We start from the raw sequence: 22,348 nt of genomic DNA, 5'->3' as shown, positions 1-22,348 counted from the left end.
TAGATCAATTTTATGTTCTTTTACTACTTTTTCATAAAATATATATATCCGTAGAAAACCAACCTAAAAACGAATCAGTCATTACACACCATTAACATTAGAGCCGAATTTACGAAGAAAATCATATATTAATCATTAATTTATATTAACTGCGAACCAAAAGTAGAGCATAGACTCTAAATTCAGCTCATTGAGAAATAAATTTAATCAAAATCAACAAGTTAATAATTAACGCTATAATATAAAATATAATAATATATAGAGCTAAAACTCTACATTTTATTGTTATATCGTTATTTAAGTGCAAATCACGACCAGATCACGAATTTTAATGAATTTTTAGCAGTGGTCGGATTTGTCATCTATGCTGTGGTCGTTATTATCTCGCCATCGAGATTTAAGTCTCAACTAAATAAATCTTTTTGATTCATAGAAATTGAAAGGAAATAACACTACATGGAATATCATAATGATGAACAAGAAGCGCCTGTTTTCAAAAACACTTCTAGCTGCAACGATTACTCTTGCTACACAGCAAGCGACTGCTGCAGGTTTTCAACTTAACGCACAATCAGCAACAGGTTTAGGCCGAGCATTTGCCGGTGATGCAGTAATCGCTGATAACGCATCAGTAATGGCTCGTAACGCTGCCGCTATGGCTCTTTTTGATTCTTCTGAATTTTCAGGTGGCGTTAATTATATCAAAACTGATATTGAAGTTAGTGATGCAAAATACAATGGTCAATCTATTGGTGGTGCAGAAAATGGAAGTGGTACTCCTGTACCAAATATCTATTATGTTCACCGTTTAAATGACCAATGGGCATTTGGTGCTGGTATCTATTCTAACTTTGGTACAACAAATAACTTTGACGATAGCTTTGGTGGTTCAAATATAGGAATTCCTCCTACAGCTAAACAATTTGGCGGTACTACTGAGATCCAAAGCATCAACTACGCGCTAACAGCTTCATATCGAATTAATGAACAAATCAGCGTTGGTGGTGGTTTAGATATAGTTCAAGGTAGTGGCACATTAAAACGCCACACAGGTAGTTTAGTAGGAGAAGCCCTTAATATAGAAGCCGATGGTATTGGTCTTGGATGGAACCTTGGCGCTGTTTATGAGTTAGACGAACGTAATCGCTTTGGGTTTGCATATCACTACAGTCCTGAAATTGAAGCTGAAGGCGATATGTCTTACGTAGGGGCTGACATTTCTAATGATAAATTATTAATACCTCTTCCAAGCATGGCTGAATTCTCTGGTTATCATGAAATCAAAGATACTAAATTCGCCGTTCACTACTCAGTGCAGTGGATTGGTTGGAGTGATTTTGATGAATTAAACACATCTGGTGGTACAACACTTAATACTTATGAGTGGCAAGACGGTATGCATTACGCGATTGGTGGTACTTACTTCCTAAACGAGGCATGGACACTACGTGCAGGCTACATGTACGATACTGCTGCTCAAGACGAAAAGACATCTATTTCAGTACCAGATTCAGATCGTCAATGGTTCTCTGCAGGCTTTAGCTACCACTTTGAACAAAAACATACCGTTGACTTTGGTTTCACTTACCTATTAGGTAAAGATGTTTCCGTTACAGAAAGCGATGATTTTGGCCAAACTCTAACAGCAACAACGCATGCAGATGCAATTCTTGCTGGTGTTCAGTACAGCTACAGCTTCTAAGATTCATTCTTAAAAATGTAAATACAAAAGGTCAGCACACGCTGGCCTTTTTTGATCTTCGTACATCAGAAGCAACAACATCTTGGAAACTAGAGTCTATACGCTGCGCTAACTAGAACGCTTCGCTCTATAAGAGCAATATCGTGATCGCAATAGTTACAACAAATTATGTACAATCCCCCTCCTCCTGAACCCTGCTCTTCCTAATTCTTACCCCCTAACATTCAGCGTACACATATACCCTCAAATATCAATTCAAACCTACACCTGTACGCCCAAATATCACATCCGACCAGATAAATACAGATATTTTCATTAAAAGTGATATTAATTACAGAAAAAAGCATCTAAAACACGAATAAATCAATTTTTCATTTGAAGTTTTTGCTCTAAAACGTATTATCCACTCAACTTATCACCACAAATTCAGCGAACACTTGAATTTGATTTTGGAATTAACAATGAATAACAATAAAAATCGTCTTTCTATTGCAGTGGCACTTGGTTTATTAGGATCAGTAACAAGCACAAATACTATGGCTGCAGGCTTTCAATTGGCAGAGTATTCAGCGACTGGTCTTGGCCGTGCATACGCAGGTGAAGCGGCTATCGCTGATGGCGCTGATGCACAATGGCGTAACGTTGCAATGCTAACGTACTTAGAAGGCACTCAAGTTTCTGTTGGTGGTATTTATGTAAACCCAAATATTGATGTTGAAGGGCAATCGAAATTTTTAGGCCAAGAAATCCAAACTAAATCAGAAGACTTTGCACACGATGCAATTATTCCTAATCTCTATGTTTCTCACCAAGTAGACGATCAAATCTCTATAGGATTTGCTATTGGTACTAACTATGGCATGGAAACTGACCTAGGTTCTGATTTTTCTGGTGCGAATCATGGTAACGAAGCGAGTGTAATTACTAAAGAACTCAACGTTAACATGGCTTACCAAATCAACCAGAAATTCAGTGTCGGTGGTGGTGTCCGTTATGTTATTGCTGAAGGTAGCTTTGGTGCGATTGCTCCTAAACAGCTAGGACCAATCGCAGGTACTACATTAAAATATATGGAAGGAACAGATGAAGCATGGGGCTGGCAAGTTGGTACTGCTTGGCAAATCAATGATACAAACCGTATTGGCTTTAGCTATAAATCAGAAGTTCAATTAGATTTATCTGGTCATGCTAAAGGTCTAGGTTTTGATGCTTATGCACCTCAACCAAGCAGCCAGTATCTTGGTTCTATGGAATTAGCATTACCGGCAACCGCCGAGTTAGCCAGTTTTCACCAGGTGAATGATAAAATCGCTATTCACGCTAGCTTTAACTGGACAGATTGGAGCAGCTTTGAAAAATTAGAAGCGCATATCCCATCTCTTAGTGTTCCAAATCAAGAGATTAAACAAGAGAACTGGGAGGATAATTACCGTTTAGCATTTGGTGGTACTTATACTCTTGATCAAAAAATAACACTACGCTCAGGTATTGCTTATGATACTTCTGCGGTAAGTGAAGAAAATCGTACAGCAACAATTCCTGAAACTGATCGTTTATGGGTGAGTATGGGTGCAGGCTATGCTTGGTCTGAAAATCTAACTCTAGATGCAGGCTTTACCTACATCTTCGCTAAAGATGCAAAAATGCTTGAAGATGATACAGCATCAGCACCTTATGGTGGTACTTTCGAAGGCGAAACTACTGGTAATGTGTGGTTAATTGGTGTTCAAGCTAACTACCATTTCTAATCAAGACTGATTAAATAAATCGAATTATCTAAGGCCTCTTTATTGAGGCCTTTTTGTTTCTATTCGTCGATTTCATCTAAATAATCATCAAGATCTTCTTCTGCTTCTAGGTCGATTTCTGGTTCTATTTCTGCTTTAAAATCTTGGCGTTGTAGATAAACATCACGCGTTAATAAGTAGGGATCTGGAGAGGCTTCTAGCATTGGCTCTTGTGAAATTAAATCAACACGAGACTCCATACCTTCTAAGCCCCATTTACCTAACCCTTGCCAGAAATTAAGGTAAGACAGCGGCATATATAAACCATCCACAAAATCACCCGCTTCTCGCAATGTCCAAGGGCCATAACCTGGTAGCATAAAATACGCGCCATTACCGACACCATAATGGCCTAACGCATCACTAAAAGACTTCCCACCAGGCTTGTCAATATCTGCAGCACTTGCTATATCAATTAATCCAACCAAACCTAGTGTTGTATTTAACCAGAATCGATTAAAGTGAACTAATGCGACTTCTCCATTTCCCATAATTAAATTATTAATTATGCTCGCAGGTTCATCTAAATTCGCTAAAAAATTTGCTATCCCCATACGGATTGGAGTTGGTGTATAGTCTACATAGGTCATAGAAACAGGACGAACTAAATAAGGGTCTAAAAGATCATAATTCAGATCCCACATAACTCGATTGAAATCTTCAAAATGATCATCACTATGAGTCTCATCATATTCAATATCAGCTGAATTTATCGTTTCTACTTCATCCTGTTGTGGTGTTTGGGAGCAACCAGTCACCATTACCATAAGGACATAAGAGATACATATTCTTTTAAACACAATACACCTTTATTTTTATCATAAAAATTTCAATTTGAAATAATACTAACTTAAATGATCTCTATCTGAATAAATTGTCAGATAATTAAAAACGGGTGGAAGTTAATTCACTTCCACCCGTTAAAGTATGTCCCTTTTTAATTTCTATTAATATTGTTTATCAATAGATAAAGTTACCTTTTCATCTAACTTACTGACTGCACTTTCACCGTACCAATCACCATTTTTTGTTGAAACGTTACCATCTTGGTCAATACGAGCTCGAACAATAAAGTTTGGCATCTCAGACAATTTACGCTGCTCAATCATATTGTTGTCATCTGACATCATGATTTTTAGCGGGAAACGGCTAAGTGGAACACGAGCAGCAGCCACTGGCATCGCTGAACCATCAGCAGGATGAATCGACACAATCACCACACCTTGAGAAGGCAATTTAACATTACCACCCAAATTCACCGTAACAGAAACTTGTTTTTCTAAGCTTGCTTCAGGGTTAATCTTAGATTGGGCACGCTCAATACTACGAGTTAACATTTCATAGCGTGAATCATCAGGACCAATCAACATTTGCATTGCTTTCCATGCAGATGCTGCACCTTGATAATCTTGACGCTCAAAGGAATTGAAAGCCAATAAAGAGAGCGCTCTAAGATTTGATGAGTCACTACGAAGTACTTCTTTAAGCATCTTCTTCGCTCGCTCTGCTTTTGCATCATCACCCGAAAGCATTAATGCTTGCGCATAACCTAATTTGATTTCAACATCATTTGGTTTTAACGCATACGCTTTTTTCATTGCTCCTGCTGAAGTATCAATATCGCGATTCATCATACCAATACGACCAAGTAGCAACCAACCCATTGAATCTTCAGGCTCATTATGTAATTTAGTACGTAGAGCCAGAGTTAAGTCTCTGGTTTCAGTATCAGTTAGGCCGGCACTTTCAGGATCAAGTAATTGCTTCGTTAACTCTGGTAAACGTGTGCTAACTTCTTGCCACTTTTCAACTTTATCTAAATTACCAAACTTAAAATATAGACCATAAGTAATCACAATAAAAACAATAATAGAAGGCAGAATAAATAATCGTGCATTTAAGTTATCTTGCTGCGCTTTCTCTTTCGCTGGAATATCATCCAGTAAAGATTGCTTTAATTCTGTGATTAACTCATCTTGGTTATTCACAAGGCCTTCAGCGTCTTCTTCTTTCAGTTCAGCTAAGCGATCTTTATAGAAAGCTTTATTCAATTCATCTCGGCGTGCTTCATCATCTTGCTCTCTTGCCTTCCATAAAGGAAGAATGATAAATACCACACCAACAAAAATTAGGGCTAAGGTCGAAATCCAAAACAAAGTCATTTGTTTACCTTCCCATCTTCATTGTTATTCTCATCTAATAGTGCGTTCAAACGATCTTCATGCTCGTTATCCCACTTCTCTGAATTATCTTCTGTGATCACTTTTGATTTTCGACTACGAAGCACAATAAAACCAAAACCAAATATAAGAACACTCAATGGACCTAACCATAGAATAAGTGTTCCTACCGTTAATGGTGGATCGTAAGTTACAAAATTACCATAACGATCAATCATGTAATCGACAATTTGTTCGTCTGATTTTCCCGCTTTGGTCATTTCATACACTTTATGACGCATATCTTGAGCAAGCTCAGCATTTGAGTCAGCAATGTTGTTGTTCTGGCATTTAGGGCAACGAAGTGTTTGTCCTAATTCTTTAAATTGCTGCTCTTTGTTCTGGCGAATCAAACTTATACAGATCAATGGTTGCGTAACTTGCTTGCACCGCAAAGAAACTCAATGCGATAGCAGCAAAACTACGAAGACCCCATTTACGTAAACTACTATTCATTATTTAGCCTCCGCAACAAGTTGGTCATACATTGGCTTTAATACTTCATTCCAATTGCGATCATTTACATCACCAACGTGACGATAACGAACGATACCATTGCTATCGATTAAGAAGGTTTCAGGTGCGCCATACACACCTAAATCCATGCCTAACATGCCATCACCATCAAACAGAGTTATCAAGTAAGGGTTGCCAAGCTCTCTTAACCATTGAATTGCACCAGCACGATCATCTTTATAGTTCATACCTATAATTTTAACACCTTGAGTTGCCAGGGTATTTAGGTATTTGTGCTCAGCATAACAAGTTGGACACCATGTCGCCCATACGTTTAGCAATAAAGGCTCACCTTTAAAGATACTTTGATCGTACAGCTTGCCTTCTTCCGCTAAATCTTCTAAGCGGAACTCTGGTACGTGCTTACCTACTAACACTGATTCCAACTTAGTTGGATCATCACCGTTTGAATTACGTGTTAACTGAGTAGCAAATACGGCAACTAAAATTAAAAACAGAGCTAGAGGTGCAAATAAAAACTTCTTATTCATAATTTAAGCTTCCTGTTTTTTTGCAGTTTTACGGAAACGATATCGCTTGTCAGATAAAGCTAACAAACCACCAATCCCCATAAACAATGAACCAGCCCAGATCCAACGTACAAATGGTTTGTAGTAAATACGCACAGCCCATGAACGGTTGTCATCTAAACGCTCGCCCATTGCGATGTATAAATCACGAGTAAAGCCGCGATCAATCGCTGCCTCTGTCATCATTGAACCAGCGGTTTCATAGAAACGCTTTTCAGCATGAAGCGTATTTATTTCTTTACCATCAAGCGTTATATCAAAATCAGCGGTGTAACCATCGTAGTTAGGACCGTCAGTATCACGAACACCAGCAAAGTAGAACTGGTAACCATTCATTTCAATATGTTCACCAGGTGCTAAACGTACATCTTTTTCGATGCTGTAGTTTTGCACCATTGCAATACCAATAATACTAACTGCTAAACCAATGTGAGCAAACATCATTGCCCAATGGCTACGGCCAAGTTTAGTTAAGCCAACAGAGAATGAGTGACGGTGAGTAGCACGTTCGTACAATTCAAAACCATGTAAAATTACGATCCAGATAGACATCATCCATCCAAGGTATGGCATGAATTGAAATCTATCAGCAAAGATAACCATGAAGATTGCCGCTAGTGGGATTGTAATCGCACCAGTAATCACCATGCGTTTTGCTAAGTGACTTAAGTTGTCACGCTTCCAACGGATCAGAGGACCAATACCCATCAAGAAAGCAAATGGGATCATTAACCATGCAAATAGCATATCGAAGAATGGTGCACCAATAGATACAGAACCCAAACCAAGTTGTTTATGTACAAGTGGTAATAATGTACCAACAAGTACAACAACTAATGCCGTCATTAATAGAATGTTGTTAGCTAATAGTGCATTTTCACGAGAAAACAGTGAGAAGTTACCACGAACTCGTACTGACGCCCCTCTCAGTGCAAACAGCAGTAATGAACCACCGATCACCATGACAAGGAAACCAAGAATGAACATGCCTCGCGCTGGATCTGAAGCAAAGGCATGAACCGATACCAAGATGCCTGAACGTACAAGGAATGTGCCTAATAGACTTAATGAAAAAGCTAAAATTGCCAGTAATACAGTCCACGCTTTAAACGTACCGCGTTTCTCTGTTACTGCTAATGAGTGCATTAATGCCGTACCAGCAAGCCAAGGCATAAATGATGCGTTTTCTACTGGATCCCAGAACCACCAGCCACCCCAGCCAAGTTCATAATATGCCCACCATGAACCTAGAGAGATACCTACTGTTAGGAATGACCATGCGGCGATTGTCCAAGGACGAGACCAACGAGCCCACGCCGTATCTAAACGACCAGCCATTAATGATGCTATTGCAAAAGAGAAAGCAACCGAGAAACCAACATAACCCATGTATAACATTGGTGGATGAATGATTAGGCCCGGATCTTGTAGAAGCGGATTTAAGTCACGACCATCAATTGGGAAGAATGGTAGTGTACGCAAGAATGGGTTTGATGTAAGAATAATGAACAGTAAGAAACCGACATTAATCCACCCCATTACCGCTAAAACACGTGCAATCGATTCTTGTGGCATACCACGACTGAATGTTGCAACAGCCACAGTCCAACCTGCTTGGATAAGAACCCAAAGCAATAAAGAACCTTCGTGTGCACCCCAAACGGCAGTTAAACGATAGTACCAAGGAAGTAAGCTGTTTGAGTTACTTGCGACATATTGCAGTGTGAAATCATTAATGTAGAAAGCCCACATTAAGACACCAAATGATAAGCCTAGGAGTAAAAACATCCCCCACGACAGTGGTCTTGCACTTTGCATTAATGCTTTATTGCCACGGCTTACACCGTATATAGGCAATATACTCAATAGGATCGAAAGTCCTAAAGAAGCAATTAAGGCAAAATGACCAAGTTCTGCGATCATTGACCTGTTCCTTGTTTTTGTTGTTCAGTGTATTGAAGTGGTTCATGCGTTTTCTTCATTGCTTCTGCAATTTCAGGTGGCATGTATTCTTCATCGTGTTTTGCCAATACTTCGTGAGCCTTTACTGTGGTTGCATCGACAAGAACACCTTGCGCTACAATACCTTGGCCTTCACGGAATAAATCAGGAAGAATACCGTTATAAGTAACCGTTACTTCAGGGCCTACATCGGCAACTTTAAATGAAACTTCTAAAGATTCACTGTCACGCTTTACTGTACCAGCGACAACCATGCCACCAATACGAAGACGCTGACCAACCTCAGGTTTAGTACCATCAGGTTTACCATTAACGAGTTCCGTTGGGGTATAGAATAAATCCATATTTTGATTCAATGCATAGATCATTAAACCAACTGTTGCACTGACCCCAAAAAATAGCGCGAGGATCAATCCTAGGCGTTTTTTACGTCTTGGATTCATAATGTGTTCTCCATAGTTTTTGCTTTTTTAATTCGTTCTTCTCGTGCCATTTTTTGTTCGATCTCTTTTAACAATTGACGACGTCTGCCTAAGCTAGAGAATAGAATCCAAAATAATGAAAGAAACGTGGCACCGAATGCGCCCCACACATAAGTAGCGTATCCACCCATGGCTAAAAAATCACTGAATGTCTCAAAATGCATTACAATAATCCTCTTTTCTCAACTAATGCTCTAACCCAAGGACGGTGGCTCTCTTTAGCTAAAATTTCATTCCTAAAACGAATAAGAGTCACTGAACCAAAGAAAGTTGCAAAACCAATGATATTTAATAACAGAGGCCACAACATATCGGCAGAAATAGAAGGTTTATCAAACTTTGTGATGCTTGCACCTTGATGAAGCGTATTCCACCACTCTACTGAGAAGTGAATGATTGGTAGGTTAATCACACCAACAATAGCAAGAATACCCGCCGCACGAGCCGCTGTGCGTTGATCATCAAATGCGTTATACAGCGCCATTACACCTAGGTATAAGAAAAGAAGAATAAGCTCAGAGGTTAAACGTGCATCCCATACCCACCATGCACCCCACATTGGTTTGCCCCAAACGGCACCCGTTAATAAGGCAATGAATGTAAATACTGCACCAACAGGAGCCATTGCAGCAGCTGCCATGTCAGAAAGCTTTAACTGCCACACCAAACCAATAAATGCCGCTATCGCCATCGACATATAAGCGCCCATCGACAAAATAGCAGAAGGGACATGGATATAGATAATTCTAAAACTGTCGCCTTGCTGGTAATCAGAAGGGGCAAATGCAAGACCCCAAATCGTACCAACCGTTAAACTGAGAATAGAGATCACCGCAAACCATGGCAGCAGTGTTGTACTTAATTGATACGCTTTTTCTGGTTTAGCGTAAGGATGTAGCCATTTCCACATTGGTTTATCTCACTTACTTAAATATTAAAATTATAATTATATTTACTGAACACTCACTCGCAGTGCCGAACTAATGGCAAATGGAGTCAATGTTGCGGAGCCCATTAAAAGAGCCCCTAAAATCGCTAATTGACCATTATAAGCCATACCTAAGCTTGCAGCATCAATTGCAGATGTCGCAAAGATTAGAACTGGAATATATAACGGAAGAATAAGAAGACTCAATAATACACCTCCTTTTTGCAGACCAACGGTTAACGCTACCCCAACCGCACCAAGAAAGCTCAAGGTTGGCGTACCTAGTAGTAATGTCAGAACAATCGCCAACCATGTATTAAAATCTAATGATAGTAGAACCGCTAATAACGGACTAATAATGATCAATGGCAATCCCGTTAATAGCCAATGAGCGACCACTTTAGCCAAAACAAGAACCGATAATGGACTTGGCATTAACATCATTTGCTCTAAAGAACCGTCAGCAAAGTCATCTCGGAAAAGACGCTCTAAAGAAAGCAAAGCCGATAATAATGCAGCAACCCAAACAATACCCGCAGCAATACGTGCCAATAAATTTGGCTCAGGTCCGATACTTAATGGAAATAACGTAATCACGATAATAAAAAACCAAAGTGGATTAAGAATATCGGCTTTACGACGAAACGCGATTAATAACTCACGTCGAATAATGGTTGTCATTGAAGCAAACATCTATTCACCTAACCTGATTTTTTTAAGCTCATTACTGTCAGTAAACAAATCCTGATGCGTAGTCAGCAATACAATCCCACCTTGTTTGGCATGGCTCATAAACAACTGCTCAAGCACTTTAACGCCTTGTTTATCAATCGCCGTTAAAGGTTCATCTAACACCCATAACTTATGGTTACTCAACCAAAGACGAGCTAAAGCGACTCGACGTTGCTGACCTGCCGATAATTGCCCTGCCGCCACATCTTCTCGTCCAGCTAAACCCACACGAGCTAATGCATCCCAAATGGCTTCTTCGTTATAATTGCTGTGCATCGATTGATAAAATGCAAGATTCTCAAATGCCGTTAACTCACGCTTAACACCTGTATGATGACCTAGGAAAAGTAAATCGTTATGAAATTCTTCGCGATTTTTCTTTATGGATTCGCCATTCCAATAAATATCGCCTTCATCCGCATAACCTAACCCTGCAATAATACGCAGTAATGTGGTTTTACCTGCTCCATTTTGCCCTTCGATTTGAATAAGCTCACCATCAGAGATGGTAAAACTCAATTGTTCAAATAAAACGCGTTCATCTCGAATACAGGTAACGTTACGAATTTCTAGCATAAGTATCTATTGTTGAAAAATATTAGAGGCATTCTAGCACAGCAAAAACGGTGAAACTTAGATATAAAACAAATCTATTTAGATAGATAAGTAAATAAGTATGTCTGTTCGTTTCACTTTTAAAATACCTTATATTTCATATGGGTATCAAGTGCTTGCTCAATAGAAAAGAGTAACCCTTAATGGGTATTTCCATTAAAAACTTACAACCTACCATACGATTAGAAGGGTGAGAGTACGGTTTTATAGACAAAAAAAAGCTCCTCAGCAATGAGAAGCTTTATTAGTTCTATATTAGTATGACATTAATCATCATCTTCTAATCGTAACGGTGGGATAGAGCCTTTACCTGCTGCAATTTTAGCTTGTAAAGACATCATTAACTCTGCTTCTGCTTTTGGCAGCTCACACTCTTCCATTAGTTCATTAATACCAGCGCCTAATTGAACTAGCTTATTCGCTCTTGAATACAAACGACCATCAGAATCTGTATTTTCTAATTCATTTAAGCGTTCATCAAAATGCTGGCTTAGCTGAGTTATTTCTGACACTTTTTGCCCTATATTAATAGAGCCAGTGCGAAATTCTACAAACTGCTTCTTCAACTTTATCTGTTCATTTTGAAGCTGTTTATATTCTGCTTGAACCTCAGTTAATTGTTTCATTAACTGTATATTCTTACGATTAAACAACACAAAAATCACAAGTACTGAGATTATTGCAATGGCAGAAAATAGCTCTGAGAGCTGAGTTAATATATCAACCATTATAGGCTTGCCATGTCATCCCATTCGTCATCAGACAAAAGTTTGTTAAGATCAACCAAGATAAGTAATTTACCCTCACGGTTACTAACGCCTTGGATAAATTTCGCGCTTTCTTCTGTTCCAACACTTGGTGTCGTATCGATTTCTGATGAGCGTAAATATACAACTTCAGCAACACTATCAACTAGAATACCGATAACTTGACGCTCAGATTCAATAACAATAATACGAGTATTATCGGTAATTTCACCTTGCATCAAACCAAATCGTGAACGAGTATCAATAACAGTTACAACGTTACCACGAAGATTAATGATACCCAGAACATAATCTGGTGCACCAGGTACAGGAGCAATTTCTGTATGACGCAATACTTCACGAACTTGCATTACATTGATGCCGTACGTTTCTTCTTCTAGTTGAAACGTTACCCATTGTAATACTTCATCATTAACTTGATCTTTACGGATCTCTACTTCATTAACCTGAGACATTATTATTTCCTCGTACTCTTAGAGTTTTATTACTCTATTCCCTTAATGTCCAGACCGGCATTAAGCATCGTAATCATCGCCTCAACATGGATCAAGGCACACATCTTTTCTTTTACCATTCCCGATAACCACGGACGTTTACCAGCCGTTTCACGCCAGCGAATACGATCACTAGTTAGGGTTTCAGTTCCGGCTAACGCATTACACGCAAGTCCCCATTTACTCTCTCCGAGCATAACAAGGTACTGATAATCTTCTTTATAATCTTCATCCTTGATACTTTGTGGCATTATCCACTTAGCTGTATCTAAGGCATCTATCTTCATTTCTCGGTTATTTTGTAACCCTAGATACCAATCTGGACGACCAATTAAATGGCTCAGTTCTGTTATTTGATGAATACCACCAAGCTGTGCTAATGGCACGGCAAAAGTTACACCCATAACCTCAAAGAATAACACTTGAAATTCTTCTTCATACTCTGCATTCTCCCAGCTTAGCCCACTAGGAGGTGAACCCTTGCCTACTTGTATTTCAAGTTCTATTTCAGTATCAACATCAGAGATATCATGAGGCTCTTCAATTATAGACTGAAGCCCTTCGATAGTAACTTCTGAGGAAGTCTCTATATTAACTTTATCAGAAATATCCCAAGCAGAAAGATCAAGATCTTCATTAAATACTTCTTGAGGCTCCTTCTCTTCTATTTGAGGAAGATCAATCACTACCTCTTCTGCTTCAACTTTAATTTCAACAGCAGATTCTGGTATTGTTGCTATTTCATCAAAAACTAACGAATCAATTTCAACCTGAGCTTCAAGCTGAGAATTCTCTAGTTGATTTAGTAATCGTTGAACATCTTCTAATTGTGGTAACTCAAATGGGTAATCATCAACGTCGTTATCTGCATTAATGAATTGAGGTTGATATTGGACACTCGGCACCACTTCCAACGTCGCCGATGGTGATTCCCAATTAATTGGCTCTGGCTCTGGCTCTGGCTCTGGCTCTGGCTCTGGCTCTGGCTCTGGCTCTGGCTCTGGCTCTGGCTCTGGCTCTGGCTCTGGCTCTGGCTCTGGCTCTGGCTCTGGCTCTGGCTCTGGCTCTGGCTCTGGCTCTGGCAGAATATTATTCTCTGTATCAGGAATTAGCTCAAGTACTTCTTCTTCAAGTAGTGCTGAAAAGTAATCTTCAAGCGCTTCTTCACTGGTAAGTGTTTTAAAACCAGCCATTAAACTAATCTCTCCAAATAGTTTAATAATGTTTTATAAGCAAATACACCTCGACTATTTGGAGAGACAAACGAAGGCGGCATTCTTTTCAAGCTTGCATCTCGAAATTTAGTATCAATAGGTACTGCAGATGCCCACACTTTATCATTATATGTATTTTTTAATTCCATTAGCGTTTGTAGAGAAGCGTTAGTTCGCTTGTCATACATTGTCGGAATGATAGTAACATCAAACAGAGAAGGCTTATTCTTCTGCATAATGGCTAATGTCCTCATCATTCGTTCCAAACCTTTCATTGCTAAAAATTCAGTTTGAACAGGGATCAGAATTCGAGTACTTGCTGCTAATGCATTCACCATCATTACACCTAAAATAGGTGGGCAATCAATCAATACATAATCATATTCATCTTCTAACGCTTTAATTGCTCGTTTTAATATTAGTCCCATTCCACTGCGATTACCCATAACTCGATCAAGGGTCGCTAATGACATATGTGCAGGAATAATATCTAAGCCTGGTATGTCGCTTTTTAGAACAAAAGGAGAAACCGTGGCTTTATTTATCGTTGGCAACTGAAATAACTCAAAAAGACTGCAAGGTAAATCGTCTGAATTATAGCCTAAGTAGGTAGTTAAAGAGCCGTGTGGATCTGTATCTACCATCAATACGCGTTTACCACGCTGATTTAATAAACCGGCTAACGTAATTGTTGTTGTTGTTTTACCAACACCACCTTTCTGGTTCGCTATGCTCCAGACGATCATTATTTCTTCCTACTTCAATCCAACTTCAACAAGCATTCGTTCTGCTACACGTTCAAGCGGTAAACTTTCTGAAGACAAACCTGCTTTATCAACTGCTTGAGGCATGCCATAAACAACACAACTCTGTTCATCTTGAGACCAAACTGTCGCACCTTCAGCTTTCAACATACGACAACCTTCACGCCCATCCGCGCCCATGCCTGTTAAGATCATAGAAAGCACTTTATCACCGTAAATTTTTGCCGCAGAACCAAACGTAACATCAACACAAGGTTTATAATTCATACGCTCGCCACCATCTAAAATTTTCAAACGAGAAGAGCCAGGACGGCCATCAATCATCATTTGTAAACCACCTGGAGCGAGGTACGCACAACCTGGTTTTAAAGCATCACCATCTTCAGCTTCTTTTACCTGAATTTGACATAAATTATTCAGCCGAGCAGCAAAAGCTGCGGTAAACGTGGCTGGCATATGCTGAACCAAGATAATTGGATGCGGATAGTTAGCCGGAATAGCCGTTAATATTTTCTGTAAGGCAACTGGCCCCCCCGTTGAGGTTCCAATTGCTGTCAGTTGATATTTCTTACCTGTAGCTTTAAAACGTTGGCCTACTAGTGGTACTGAGGCGTTTTTTACCGGTGACGACGGTGTAGTTGAAGTCAAGGTAGATACACGAGGTACTGTTGAGCGTGTTGCTGTTGTTGCCGTACTTGCTGTCTGTGTAGACAGTGCAGGACGACGCATAAATGATTTTTTACGAGCAATTTCACTAATACGCTTTTGTAATAGAGCAACAGCTTCATCACGATTACGAGCAATATCTTCAAACTTTTTAGGCAAGAAGTCTAATGCACCAGCATCCAAGGCATCTAAAGTTGCTTTCGCGCCATCATGAGTCAAAGAAGAAAACATTAAGATCGGCGTTGGACAAACCTTCATAATCTCTCTTACGGCAGTGATACCATCCATTACTGGCATCTCGATATCCATCGTAATTACATCAGGCTTTAATGACTTCGCTTTCTCTACTGCTTCTTTACCATTCACAGCGACGTCCATTACTTCAAGACGTGGATCTGAATTAATAATTTCACTTACTCGACGACGAAAGAAACTTGAGTCATCAACAACTAATACTTGTATTGCCATATCTATCCTTGTGCATTAACGCATGCGAACTGCGTAACGCTTAAGCAAATTAGGTACATCGAGAATTAATGCTATATGCCCATCAGAAGTGATGGTCGCACCCGCCATACCAGGAGTTCCTTGTAGTAATTCATCAAGAGGTTTAATTACGACTTCTTCTTGACCAATTAATGTATCTACAACAAAACCAACACGTTGCGCACCTAATTGAATAATAACTACATGGCCTAATCCCTTACGTTCTGTTTGACGAGAACCAGGAACTAACCAATCCTGTAAGTAGAACAGTGGAATCGATTTCTCACGTACAATCGTTGTTAACTGACCATCAACAATATTGGTTTTAGACAAATCTAGATGGAAAATCTCATTCACACTTGCAAGTGGCAGAGCAAATGGTTGATTAGCAACACCGACCATTAAAGTTGGTAGAATTGCTAGGGTTAATGGCACCTTGATTACAATCTTAGTTCCTTCACCCATACTTGAATCAATATCAATTGAGCCATTTAACTGATTAATCGCCGTTTTTACTACATCCATGCCTACACCACGGCCTGAAATATCTGAAATCTCAGTTTTAGTGGAGAAACCTGGAGCAAATATCAAATTATAACATTCTTTATTTGTTAAACGAGATGCAGCATCTGTGTCCATTAAGCCACGAGTTACCGCGATTCCACGAAGTTTATCAGCATCCATACCACCACCATCATCAATGATGCTTAGTAAGATATGGTCACCTTCTTGAGAAGCAGATAAAATAACTTTACCTGTACGATCTTTACCAGTTTTAGCTCTAACATCTGGCATTTCGATACCATGATCCACTGAGTTACGAACCAAGTGAATTAGTGGATCAGCAAGAGCCTCTACTAAGTTTTTATCTAAATCAGTTTCTTCACCGCGCATTTCCAGCACAATATCTTTTTTCAACGTACGGGCTAAATCTCGTACAACTCGAGGGAAACGACCAAATACTTTCTTAATCGGTTGCATACGAGTTTTCATTACTGCGCCTTGTAAATCAGCAGTAACAACATCTAGATTTGAAACAGCTTTTGACATTTCTTCGTCATTGCTATTCAAACCTAAACTAACTAAACGGTTACGAACTAACACTAACTCACCCACCATATTCATGATGTTGTCTAGTGTTGACGTATCTACACGAACCGTACTTTCAGCTTGCGGTTTTGCTTGCTGTTTAGCTGGTGCTTTTACTGCAGGCTTCGGTTCTTCAGGAGCTTTAGTTCTTGTTGGTGCAGGAGTAACTGGTGCTGTCGTACGAGTTGGCGCTGGCGTTTCTGGCGCTTTTTCTACTACCGGTTCTGGTTTAGCAATTGATGCGGCCGGTTGTACAGCTTGAGCTAACTCTTCATCAGTAGGACCTTTACCTGAGCCATGCAATTGATCTAATAACTTATCAAATTCATCATCACTCATTAAATCCGAATCGCCCGAGAGGACTTCATCTACTGACTTTATATCTGCACTTGGTGTAGTTGCTGAATTACTTGGACTTTGACCAGAACCATGAAGCTCATCAAGTAATTTTTCAAATTCATCATCAGTAATATCACCACCAGCTTCAACTACACTAGTTGGGGCTGGAGCTACAGGCTTACTCACCTCTGGTGTCGAATTTAAGTTTGGCGCTACGCCTTTACCATGTAATTCATCGAGTAGCTTTTCAAATTCGTCTTCTGTTATATCATCAAGAGAATCATGTGCTGTTTGAGCAGCCTCAACGACAACCTCTTCAATCACAGGAGCAGGAGCTTCAATTACAGGAGCCGTAACTTCTGCTGCTGGTGCTGATTCACTTTCTGATGCAGGTTTACTAAGGCGATGTAACTCATCAAGCAAGCGTTTTTCCGCAGCGACTAATGACTCACCATTTTGAACAGCAACAAACATAACGTTTACGCTATCTAGTGTTTCCAAAATGGTATCCATCAACTCAGAAGTAACTTTACGCTTACCCGTTCTAAGAATGTCGAATACATTTTCAGCACCGTGACAGGCGTCAACTAATTCAGTTAATGAAAGGAAACCTGCGCCACCTTTTACCGTATGAAAGCCACGAAAAATAGCATTTAATAGCTCACCGTCATCTGGACGCTGCTCTAATTCAACTAATTGTTCAGAAAGTAGCTCAAGAATTTCTCCTGCTTCAATTAAAAAATCTTGCAGGATGTCTTCATCCATTTCAAAGCTCATAATATTCCTCTAAAATCCTAAACTGGCTAATAGGTCATCAACATCATCTTGCGATGCCACTGCGTCTTCACGTTCGTGCGGGTTTAAGATAGGACCTTCTGCTTCTGAAGGTTTAATTACCTCTTCTTCCGCTTCAAGTTGCTCTTCTACTTTAAACAACGTCAAAATATCAACCAATCGATCTTCGACTTCTTGAACTAACGTAATTACTCGTTTAATTATTTGACCTGTAAGGTCTTGAAAATCTTGCGCCATTAAGATGTTTGTTAACTCATTACGCAACTCTGAACTATTCCCCTCAACTTGGGTTAATAATCCATCAATATTGTGGCATAAATCTTTAAATTGAGTTAACTCAATGCGCCCTTTCATTAAACTATTCCACTGAGGGCGGACCTGAAGAAGCCCTCCATGTAACTCATCGGCAATAGGCAATGAACGGTCTACAGCATCCATCGTTTTATTGGCTGCCATTTCTGTTTTATCAATAACATATTGCAAACGATCCCGAGCATCTGGAATTTCATCATTAGCAATAGCGACAACTCGGTGATCAAGCTTAAAGTTCTTTAGTGACTCATGAAGATCACGAGTTAAAGAACCAACCTCTTGCAATATTGGTTGCTCGCTAGGAGGTACTAATGAAGCAACAAATTGATCGGCTTCTTCTTGCTTGCCATCTTCGAGTAAGGCGACAAGCTCTTTTGCATCTGTTAATGAAATCATTTTGGCTAATCCTTACAGCGCAACATTTACTTATAAACGTTCAAAAATTTTGTCTAGTTTCTCTTTCAACGTTGCAGCAGTGAATGGCTTAACAATATAGCCGTTTACACCAGCTTGAGCTGCTTCAATGATTTGCTCACGTTTCGCTTCAGCAGTAATCATTAATACTGGTAGGTGTTTTAATTCGTCATCTGCACGAATTGTCTTTAGCAAATCGATCCCTTGCATCCCAGGCATGTTCCAATCTGTTACTACGAAATCGAAACCTCCTTTTTTAAGCAATGGTAGTGCTGTTAAACCATCATCTGCTTCTTGGGTATTATTAAAACCTAAGTCACGTAATAAGTTTTTTACAATACGGCGCATCGTTGAGAAGTCATCAACAATAAGGATCTTCATGTTTTTATTCAAAATCGCCTCCAGTGAGGGCAAAGTAACGGGATTTAATTATTCTACTGTCCAAGATGATAACTTGGCCCGTAGTCGTTGCATTGATTGGCTGTGTATTTGGCTGACGCGAGATTCGCTGACACCAATTACAGCACCAATTTCTTTTAAGTTTAGCTCTTCATCATAATAAAGAGATAAAACTAGAGCTTCTCTTTCAGGAAGGGTTTTAATCGCTTCAACAAGAGCAACTCGAAAATGTTCATCGGCAACACCTTGAAATGGAATATTATCATTCATTTGTTCTTCTGTTGTAATAACATCATCAGAAACACCTAAATCTTCCATACCAACTAGTTTACCGCAATTCACATCTTTAAGTATCTGATAATATTGATCTAACGATAATTCTAAATAGTCTGCTATCTCTTTATCGGTAGGATCTCGATAAAGTTTAGCTTCAAGTTCTTTAATTGCCGAATTTATCATCCGACCATTTTTATGTACAGAGCGAGGAACCCAATCGCCACGTCGAATTTCATCCAACATTGAGCCTCGAATTCGGATACCTGCATAGGTTTCAAAACTGGCACCTTTGCTTCCATCATAATTCTGCTGAGCCTCAAGAAGACCAATCATTCCAGCTTGAATTAAATCATCAACAAGAACACTTGCTGGTAATCTTGCCATTAAATGATGTGCAATTCGCTTAACTAAGCTAGAGTAACGCTCTAAAAATGCCTTTTGACTATTTACATTGCCTTTATGATCATAAGTTAAGCTATTAGACATAGTCGTCCTCTACCTCACTTGTTTTCTCATTTCGCAATAATTTTTCAACGAAAAACTCTAAATGACCACTTGGTGCTTTAGGCACTGGCCAAGTTATCACTTTATTCGCTAACGATTTCATAGCAAGAGCAGCTGGAGAGCGAGGATATGCATCAACAACTACCTTTTGCTTTCTAACAGACAACCGTACCTTTTCATCCAATGGAATACAAGCAACAAGTTCCATACTTGCAGACAAAAAACGATCTGTTACTAAAGTTAGTTTAGCAAAAAGTTCACGACCCTCACGATAACTTCTCACCATATTAGCAACAATTTTAAATCGTTGAACATTATGTTCACGACTTAATAGCTTAATTAGTGCATAAGCGTCTGTTATTGATGTTGGTTCATCACATACAACAACCACGACATCTTGTGCTGCACGAGAAAAGCTAGTAACCATATCGGATATACCAGCAGCCGTATCAATTAGTAATATATCAATATCTTCTTCAAGACTGCTAAAGGCTCGAATTAAACCAGCATGCTGCGCGGGAGTTAACTCTGCCATTGATTTAGTACCTGATGTTGCAGGGATTAACTTAACACCAAACGGGCCTTCAACAATGATATCAGCTAAATCACATTCGCCTTCTAGAACATGACCTAAATTTTTATAAGACCGAACACCAAGCATAATATCTATATTAGCCAACCCTAAATCGCCATCTAAAACCATCACTTTCTTTCCTTGCTGAGCAAGTGATAGCGCTAGATTTAAGGTTACATTAGTTTTTCCGACCCCACCTTTTCCTCCAGTAATTGCAATTACTTTTGTAAGAGTCGGCTTTGTTAGACGTCGTAATCCACTTGCTTGATCGTATATATTATTATCAATCATAAATTATCTACCTCTGGCATATCGCTATTCCAGAAATGAGGATCCTTTTCTGTTGCTTTTTCTAGCAATTCATTTGCTTTCGCTACTAGGTATTTAGGTTGTGCTAATACAATATCTTCCGGCACTCTTTGACCATTAGCTATATAAGATATAGGAAGACCATTCTCAATAGTGACACTAATTAACTCACCTAAACTTAAAGACTCATCGATTTTACTAAGGATGCATCCTGATAACGGAATGCGCTTAAAGTGATCGATAGTCTCCTGCAATACCTGACGCTGTGCTGTCGCTGGCATAACTAAATAACTGTGGATCTGAGCGCTGTGGTTTTCCATTAAGGTATCAAGCTGCTCGGTTAATCTCACATCACGCTGCCCCATCCCTGCTGTATCTACAAGAATTAATCTACGATTACGTAGCTGATGCAAAACTGATGCTAATTGATCTGCATCTTTAGCAATACGTACTGGGCAACCCATGATACGGCCATAAATAGCTAACTGCTCTTGTGCGCCAATACGGAATGTATCTGTCGTTACTAGCGCTACCTGATCAGGACCATATTCCATCGCCGCTCGTGCTGCAAGCTTTGCTATTGTTGTAGTTTTTCCAACACCTGTCGGGCCTAATAAGGCAATAATGCCGCCACGAGATAACGTATCTACTTTTGACGTTGGTATCTGTTCTGCTAATAATTTAAGTAACGCAGACCAAGCATCTTGAGGTGGTGTATCTTCAGGAATATAGCAAGCAAGCTGATCTGAAAGCTCTGCAGATAAACCCATTTTTTCTAAACGCTTAATTAACATCGCACGTAATGGTTCACGTCGCTCAACCTCTTGCCACATTAAGCCTGATACTTGATGTTCTAATAAACGTCGAATTGAAGACATTTCAGAGCGCATGCTTTCTAATTCTTCATTAGAGTCTTTCTTTGATGAACGGCCTTTCTCATAACGAGAAGGATCAAGTTTTGGTTGAGTTAATTTATTCTGTTGGCCAACTGGATCATCTGAAATCAGGTGCGCTAGATTTGGATTATTTTGAATCGCACGAGTCATTTCCGAAGTGTCTAGCTTTGGTGTTGACATGCCTGATTCTGGATACGAATGATTAGAATTGCCTTTGAAGTTGGATTGGCGTTTTAATAATGCAGCTAAGCTATCTTCTTCGCGCTCTGCCTTTTCAGGTTCTGCGGAATTAATATTTGAGCCATACTGCTTTATCATATTAGCAAAACGTCGAGTCATTGAGCCTTTACCAACACTCACTTTATCCTCCTCAATTTGACGAGGTGATGGAAGTGATACAGGTTGGGCACTCGGATCTATAGCAGCAACAATTTCAATGCCACCTGTGACTTTTTTATTTGACATGATAACTGCATCAACTCCAAGTTCTTCTTTTACTTGAACTAAAGCTGAACGCATATCTTTTGCAAAAAATCGTTTAATTTTCAATATCGTATTCCTGCGCTAAATATATCGA

22 protein-coding genes and 1 pseudogene are annotated in these 22,348 nt (G+C 39.4%); 2 read left to right on the top strand and 21 right to left on the bottom strand.

The annotated features are described in order from the left end of the window. The first annotated feature begins 472 nt into the window (after nucleotides 1–472). Together ACU5DF_RS08530 and ACU5DF_RS08525 are read left to right on the top strand one after the other, a co-directional pair. Entirely contained in the window at nucleotides 473–1,702 is a 1,230-nt protein-coding gene (locus ACU5DF_RS08530) for an outer membrane protein transport protein (RefSeq protein ID WP_045103340.1), read from the top strand. 461 nt (nucleotides 1,703–2,163) lie between these two features. Continuing rightward, nucleotides 2,164–3,450 carry an outer membrane protein transport protein gene (locus ACU5DF_RS08525; protein WP_045102595.1) on the top strand — a complete coding sequence of 429 codons (1,287 nt, stop codon included), beginning with the start codon at nucleotides 2,164–2,166 and terminating at the stop codon, nucleotides 3,448–3,450. A gap of 59 nt (nucleotides 3,451–3,509) precedes the next feature. Here ACU5DF_RS08525 and ACU5DF_RS08520 read toward each other — a convergent pair whose 3' ends face one another. From ACU5DF_RS08520 to flhF, 21 genes and pseudogenes are all read right to left on the bottom strand, one after another. Beyond that, a complete protein-coding gene (locus tag ACU5DF_RS08520) occupies nucleotides 3,510–4,256 on the bottom strand; it encodes an MlaA family lipoprotein (RefSeq protein WP_446714211.1) in 747 nt (248 codons plus the stop codon). 180 nt (nucleotides 4,257–4,436) lie between these two features. Next, nucleotides 4,437–5,651 (bottom strand): c-type cytochrome biogenesis protein CcmI, encoded by a 1,215-nt coding sequence (ccmI, locus tag ACU5DF_RS08515; RefSeq protein WP_446712555.1) that lies wholly within the window; start codon nucleotides 5,649–5,651, stop codon nucleotides 4,437–4,439. Continuing rightward, nucleotides 5,648–6,164: pseudogene (locus ACU5DF_RS08510) on the bottom strand (cytochrome c-type biogenesis protein). Before ACU5DF_RS08510 ends, ccmI begins: the two are co-directional and overlap by 4 nt. Further along, complete coding sequence (locus ACU5DF_RS08505) at nucleotides 6,164–6,715, bottom strand: DsbE family thiol:disulfide interchange protein (RefSeq protein ID WP_045102599.1); 552 nt, start codon at nucleotides 6,713–6,715, stop codon at nucleotides 6,164–6,166. Before ACU5DF_RS08505 ends, ACU5DF_RS08510 begins: the two are co-directional and overlap by 1 nt. A gap of 3 nt (nucleotides 6,716–6,718) precedes the next feature. Then, on the bottom strand, nucleotides 6,719–8,677 hold the full coding sequence (locus ACU5DF_RS08500; RefSeq protein ID WP_045102600.1) for a heme lyase CcmF/NrfE family subunit: 1,959 nt from the start codon (nucleotides 8,675–8,677) through the stop codon (nucleotides 6,719–6,721). Further along, on the bottom strand, nucleotides 8,674–9,159 hold the full coding sequence (gene ccmE, locus ACU5DF_RS08495; RefSeq protein ID WP_446704384.1) for a cytochrome c maturation protein CcmE: 486 nt from the start codon (nucleotides 9,157–9,159) through the stop codon (nucleotides 8,674–8,676). The genes ACU5DF_RS08500 and ccmE overlap by 4 nt, the downstream gene beginning before the upstream one ends. After that, the gene (gene ccmD / locus ACU5DF_RS08490) at nucleotides 9,156–9,362 is read right to left on the bottom strand and encodes a heme exporter protein CcmD (protein ID WP_045102602.1); all 207 of its coding nucleotides are present in this window, start codon (nucleotides 9,360–9,362) and stop codon (nucleotides 9,156–9,158) included. The genes ccmE and ccmD overlap by 4 nt, the downstream gene beginning before the upstream one ends. Next, entirely contained in the window at nucleotides 9,362–10,108 is a 747-nt protein-coding gene (locus ACU5DF_RS08485; RefSeq protein ID WP_045102603.1) for a heme ABC transporter permease, read from the bottom strand. The genes ccmD and ACU5DF_RS08485 overlap by 1 nt, the downstream gene beginning before the upstream one ends. Before the next feature lie 42 nt (nucleotides 10,109–10,150). Further along, nucleotides 10,151–10,819, bottom strand: a complete 669-nt coding sequence (ccmB, locus tag ACU5DF_RS08480) for a heme exporter protein CcmB (RefSeq protein WP_274443539.1) — start codon at nucleotides 10,817–10,819, stop codon at nucleotides 10,151–10,153. Next, nucleotides 10,820–11,434, bottom strand: coding sequence for a cytochrome c biogenesis heme-transporting ATPase CcmA (ccmA, locus tag ACU5DF_RS08475; RefSeq protein WP_446712554.1), 615 nt, complete (start codon nucleotides 11,432–11,434; stop codon nucleotides 10,820–10,822). It lies immediately after the preceding gene. Nucleotides 11,435–11,739: 305 nt separating this feature from the next. Beyond that, nucleotides 11,740–12,201, bottom strand: a complete 462-nt coding sequence (locus ACU5DF_RS08470; RefSeq protein ID WP_045102606.1) for a DUF2802 domain-containing protein — start codon at nucleotides 12,199–12,201, stop codon at nucleotides 11,740–11,742. Next, complete coding sequence (locus ACU5DF_RS08465) at nucleotides 12,201–12,695, bottom strand: chemotaxis protein CheW (protein WP_045102607.1); 495 nt, start codon at nucleotides 12,693–12,695, stop codon at nucleotides 12,201–12,203. Before ACU5DF_RS08465 ends, ACU5DF_RS08470 begins: the two co-directional genes overlap by 1 nt. Nucleotides 12,696–12,724: 29 nt before the next feature. Beyond that, nucleotides 12,725–13,927, bottom strand: coding sequence for a chemotaxis protein CheW (locus tag ACU5DF_RS08460; RefSeq protein WP_446712553.1), 1,203 nt, complete (start codon nucleotides 13,925–13,927; stop codon nucleotides 12,725–12,727). Beyond that, nucleotides 13,927–14,694, bottom strand: a complete 768-nt coding sequence (locus ACU5DF_RS08455) for a ParA family protein (protein ID WP_446712552.1) — start codon at nucleotides 14,692–14,694, stop codon at nucleotides 13,927–13,929. The genes ACU5DF_RS08460 and ACU5DF_RS08455 overlap by 1 nt, the downstream gene beginning before the upstream one ends. Before the next feature lie 9 nt (nucleotides 14,695–14,703). Beyond that, the gene (locus tag ACU5DF_RS08450) at nucleotides 14,704–15,846 is read right to left on the bottom strand and encodes a protein-glutamate methylesterase/protein-glutamine glutaminase (protein ID WP_446712551.1); all 1,143 of its coding nucleotides are present in this window, start codon (nucleotides 15,844–15,846) and stop codon (nucleotides 14,704–14,706) included. A gap of 15 nt (nucleotides 15,847–15,861) precedes the next feature. Beyond that, nucleotides 15,862–18,069, bottom strand: a complete 2,208-nt coding sequence (locus tag ACU5DF_RS08445) for a chemotaxis protein CheW (protein WP_446712550.1) — start codon at nucleotides 18,067–18,069, stop codon at nucleotides 15,862–15,864. Nucleotides 18,070–18,078: 9 nt separating this feature from the next. After that, nucleotides 18,079–18,795 carry a protein phosphatase CheZ gene (locus tag ACU5DF_RS08440; protein WP_045102612.1) on the bottom strand — a complete coding sequence of 239 codons (717 nt, stop codon included), beginning with the start codon at nucleotides 18,793–18,795 and terminating at the stop codon, nucleotides 18,079–18,081. A 30-nt stretch (nucleotides 18,796–18,825) separates the two neighbouring features. Continuing rightward, on the bottom strand, nucleotides 18,826–19,194 hold the full coding sequence (gene cheY, locus ACU5DF_RS08435) for a chemotaxis response regulator CheY (RefSeq protein WP_011262352.1): 369 nt from the start codon (nucleotides 19,192–19,194) through the stop codon (nucleotides 18,826–18,828). A 48-nt stretch (nucleotides 19,195–19,242) separates the two neighbouring features. After that, nucleotides 19,243–19,974 (bottom strand): RNA polymerase sigma factor FliA, encoded by a 732-nt coding sequence (locus ACU5DF_RS08430; protein ID WP_045102613.1) that lies wholly within the window; start codon nucleotides 19,972–19,974, stop codon nucleotides 19,243–19,245. Continuing rightward, a complete protein-coding gene (locus ACU5DF_RS08425; protein ID WP_045102614.1) occupies nucleotides 19,967–20,857 on the bottom strand; it encodes a MinD/ParA family ATP-binding protein in 891 nt (296 codons plus the stop codon). The genes ACU5DF_RS08430 and ACU5DF_RS08425 overlap by 8 nt, the downstream gene beginning before the upstream one ends. Continuing rightward, nucleotides 20,854–22,320: a flagellar biosynthesis GTPase FlhF gene (gene flhF, locus ACU5DF_RS08420; RefSeq protein WP_446712549.1), complete on the bottom strand. Its 1,467-nt coding sequence runs from the start codon at nucleotides 22,318–22,320 to the stop codon at nucleotides 20,854–20,856. The genes ACU5DF_RS08425 and flhF overlap by 4 nt, the downstream gene beginning before the upstream one ends. Between the last annotated feature and the right edge of the window lie 28 nt (nucleotides 22,321–22,348).

This window comes from Aliivibrio wodanis (assembly GCF_052920805.1).
This window is presented reverse-complemented; position numbering and strand designations above follow the sequence as displayed.

Coding starts and splice junctions, on each gene's coding strand:
- ACU5DF_RS08530 (WP_045103340.1), top strand. CDS start 473: ATGAACAAGAAGCGCCTGTTTTCAAAAACACTTCTAGCTGCAACGATT.
- ACU5DF_RS08525 (WP_045102595.1), top strand. CDS start 2,164: ATGAATAACAATAAAAATCGTCTTTCTATTGCAGTGGCACTTGGTTTA.
- ACU5DF_RS08520 (WP_446714211.1), bottom strand. CDS start 4,256: ATGGTAATGGTGACTGGTTGCTCCCAAACACCACAACAGGATGAAGTA.
- ccmI (WP_446712555.1), bottom strand. CDS start 5,651: ATGACTTTGTTTTGGATTTCGACCTTAGCCCTAATTTTTGTTGGTGTG.
- ACU5DF_RS08505 (WP_045102599.1), bottom strand. CDS start 6,715: ATGAATAAGAAGTTTTTATTTGCACCTCTAGCTCTGTTTTTAATTTTA.
- ACU5DF_RS08500 (WP_045102600.1), bottom strand. CDS start 8,677: ATGATCGCAGAACTTGGTCATTTTGCCTTAATTGCTTCTTTAGGACTT.
- ccmE (WP_446704384.1), bottom strand. CDS start 9,159: ATGAATCCAAGACGTAAAAAACGCCTAGGATTGATCCTCGCGCTATTT.
- ccmD (WP_045102602.1), bottom strand. CDS start 9,362: ATGCATTTTGAGACATTCAGTGATTTTTTAGCCATGGGTGGATACGCT.
- ACU5DF_RS08485 (WP_045102603.1), bottom strand. CDS start 10,108: ATGTGGAAATGGCTACATCCTTACGCTAAACCAGAAAAAGCGTATCAA.
- ccmB (WP_274443539.1), bottom strand. CDS start 10,819: ATGTTTGCTTCAATGACAACCATTATTCGACGTGAGTTATTAATCGCG.
- ccmA (WP_446712554.1), bottom strand. CDS start 11,434: ATGCTAGAAATTCGTAACGTTACCTGTATTCGAGATGAACGCGTTTTA.
- ACU5DF_RS08470 (WP_045102606.1), bottom strand. CDS start 12,201: ATGGTTGATATATTAACTCAGCTCTCAGAGCTATTTTCTGCCATTGCA.
- ACU5DF_RS08465 (WP_045102607.1), bottom strand. CDS start 12,695: ATGTCTCAGGTTAATGAAGTAGAGATCCGTAAAGATCAAGTTAATGAT.
- ACU5DF_RS08460 (WP_446712553.1), bottom strand. CDS start 13,927: ATGGCTGGTTTTAAAACACTTACCAGTGAAGAAGCGCTTGAAGATTAC.
- ACU5DF_RS08455 (WP_446712552.1), bottom strand. CDS start 14,694: ATGATCGTCTGGAGCATAGCGAACCAGAAAGGTGGTGTTGGTAAAACA.
- ACU5DF_RS08450 (WP_446712551.1), bottom strand. CDS start 15,846: ATGGCAATACAAGTATTAGTTGTTGATGACTCAAGTTTCTTTCGTCGT.
- ACU5DF_RS08445 (WP_446712550.1), bottom strand. CDS start 18,069: ATGAGCTTTGAAATGGATGAAGACATCCTGCAAGATTTTTTAATTGAA.
- ACU5DF_RS08440 (WP_045102612.1), bottom strand. CDS start 18,795: ATGATTTCATTAACAGATGCAAAAGAGCTTGTCGCCTTACTCGAAGAT.
- cheY (WP_011262352.1), bottom strand. CDS start 19,194: ATGAAGATCCTTATTGTTGATGACTTCTCAACGATGCGCCGTATTGTA.
- ACU5DF_RS08430 (WP_045102613.1), bottom strand. CDS start 19,974: ATGTCTAATAGCTTAACTTATGATCATAAAGGCAATGTAAATAGTCAA.
- ACU5DF_RS08425 (WP_045102614.1), bottom strand. CDS start 20,857: ATGATTGATAATAATATATACGATCAAGCAAGTGGATTACGACGTCTA.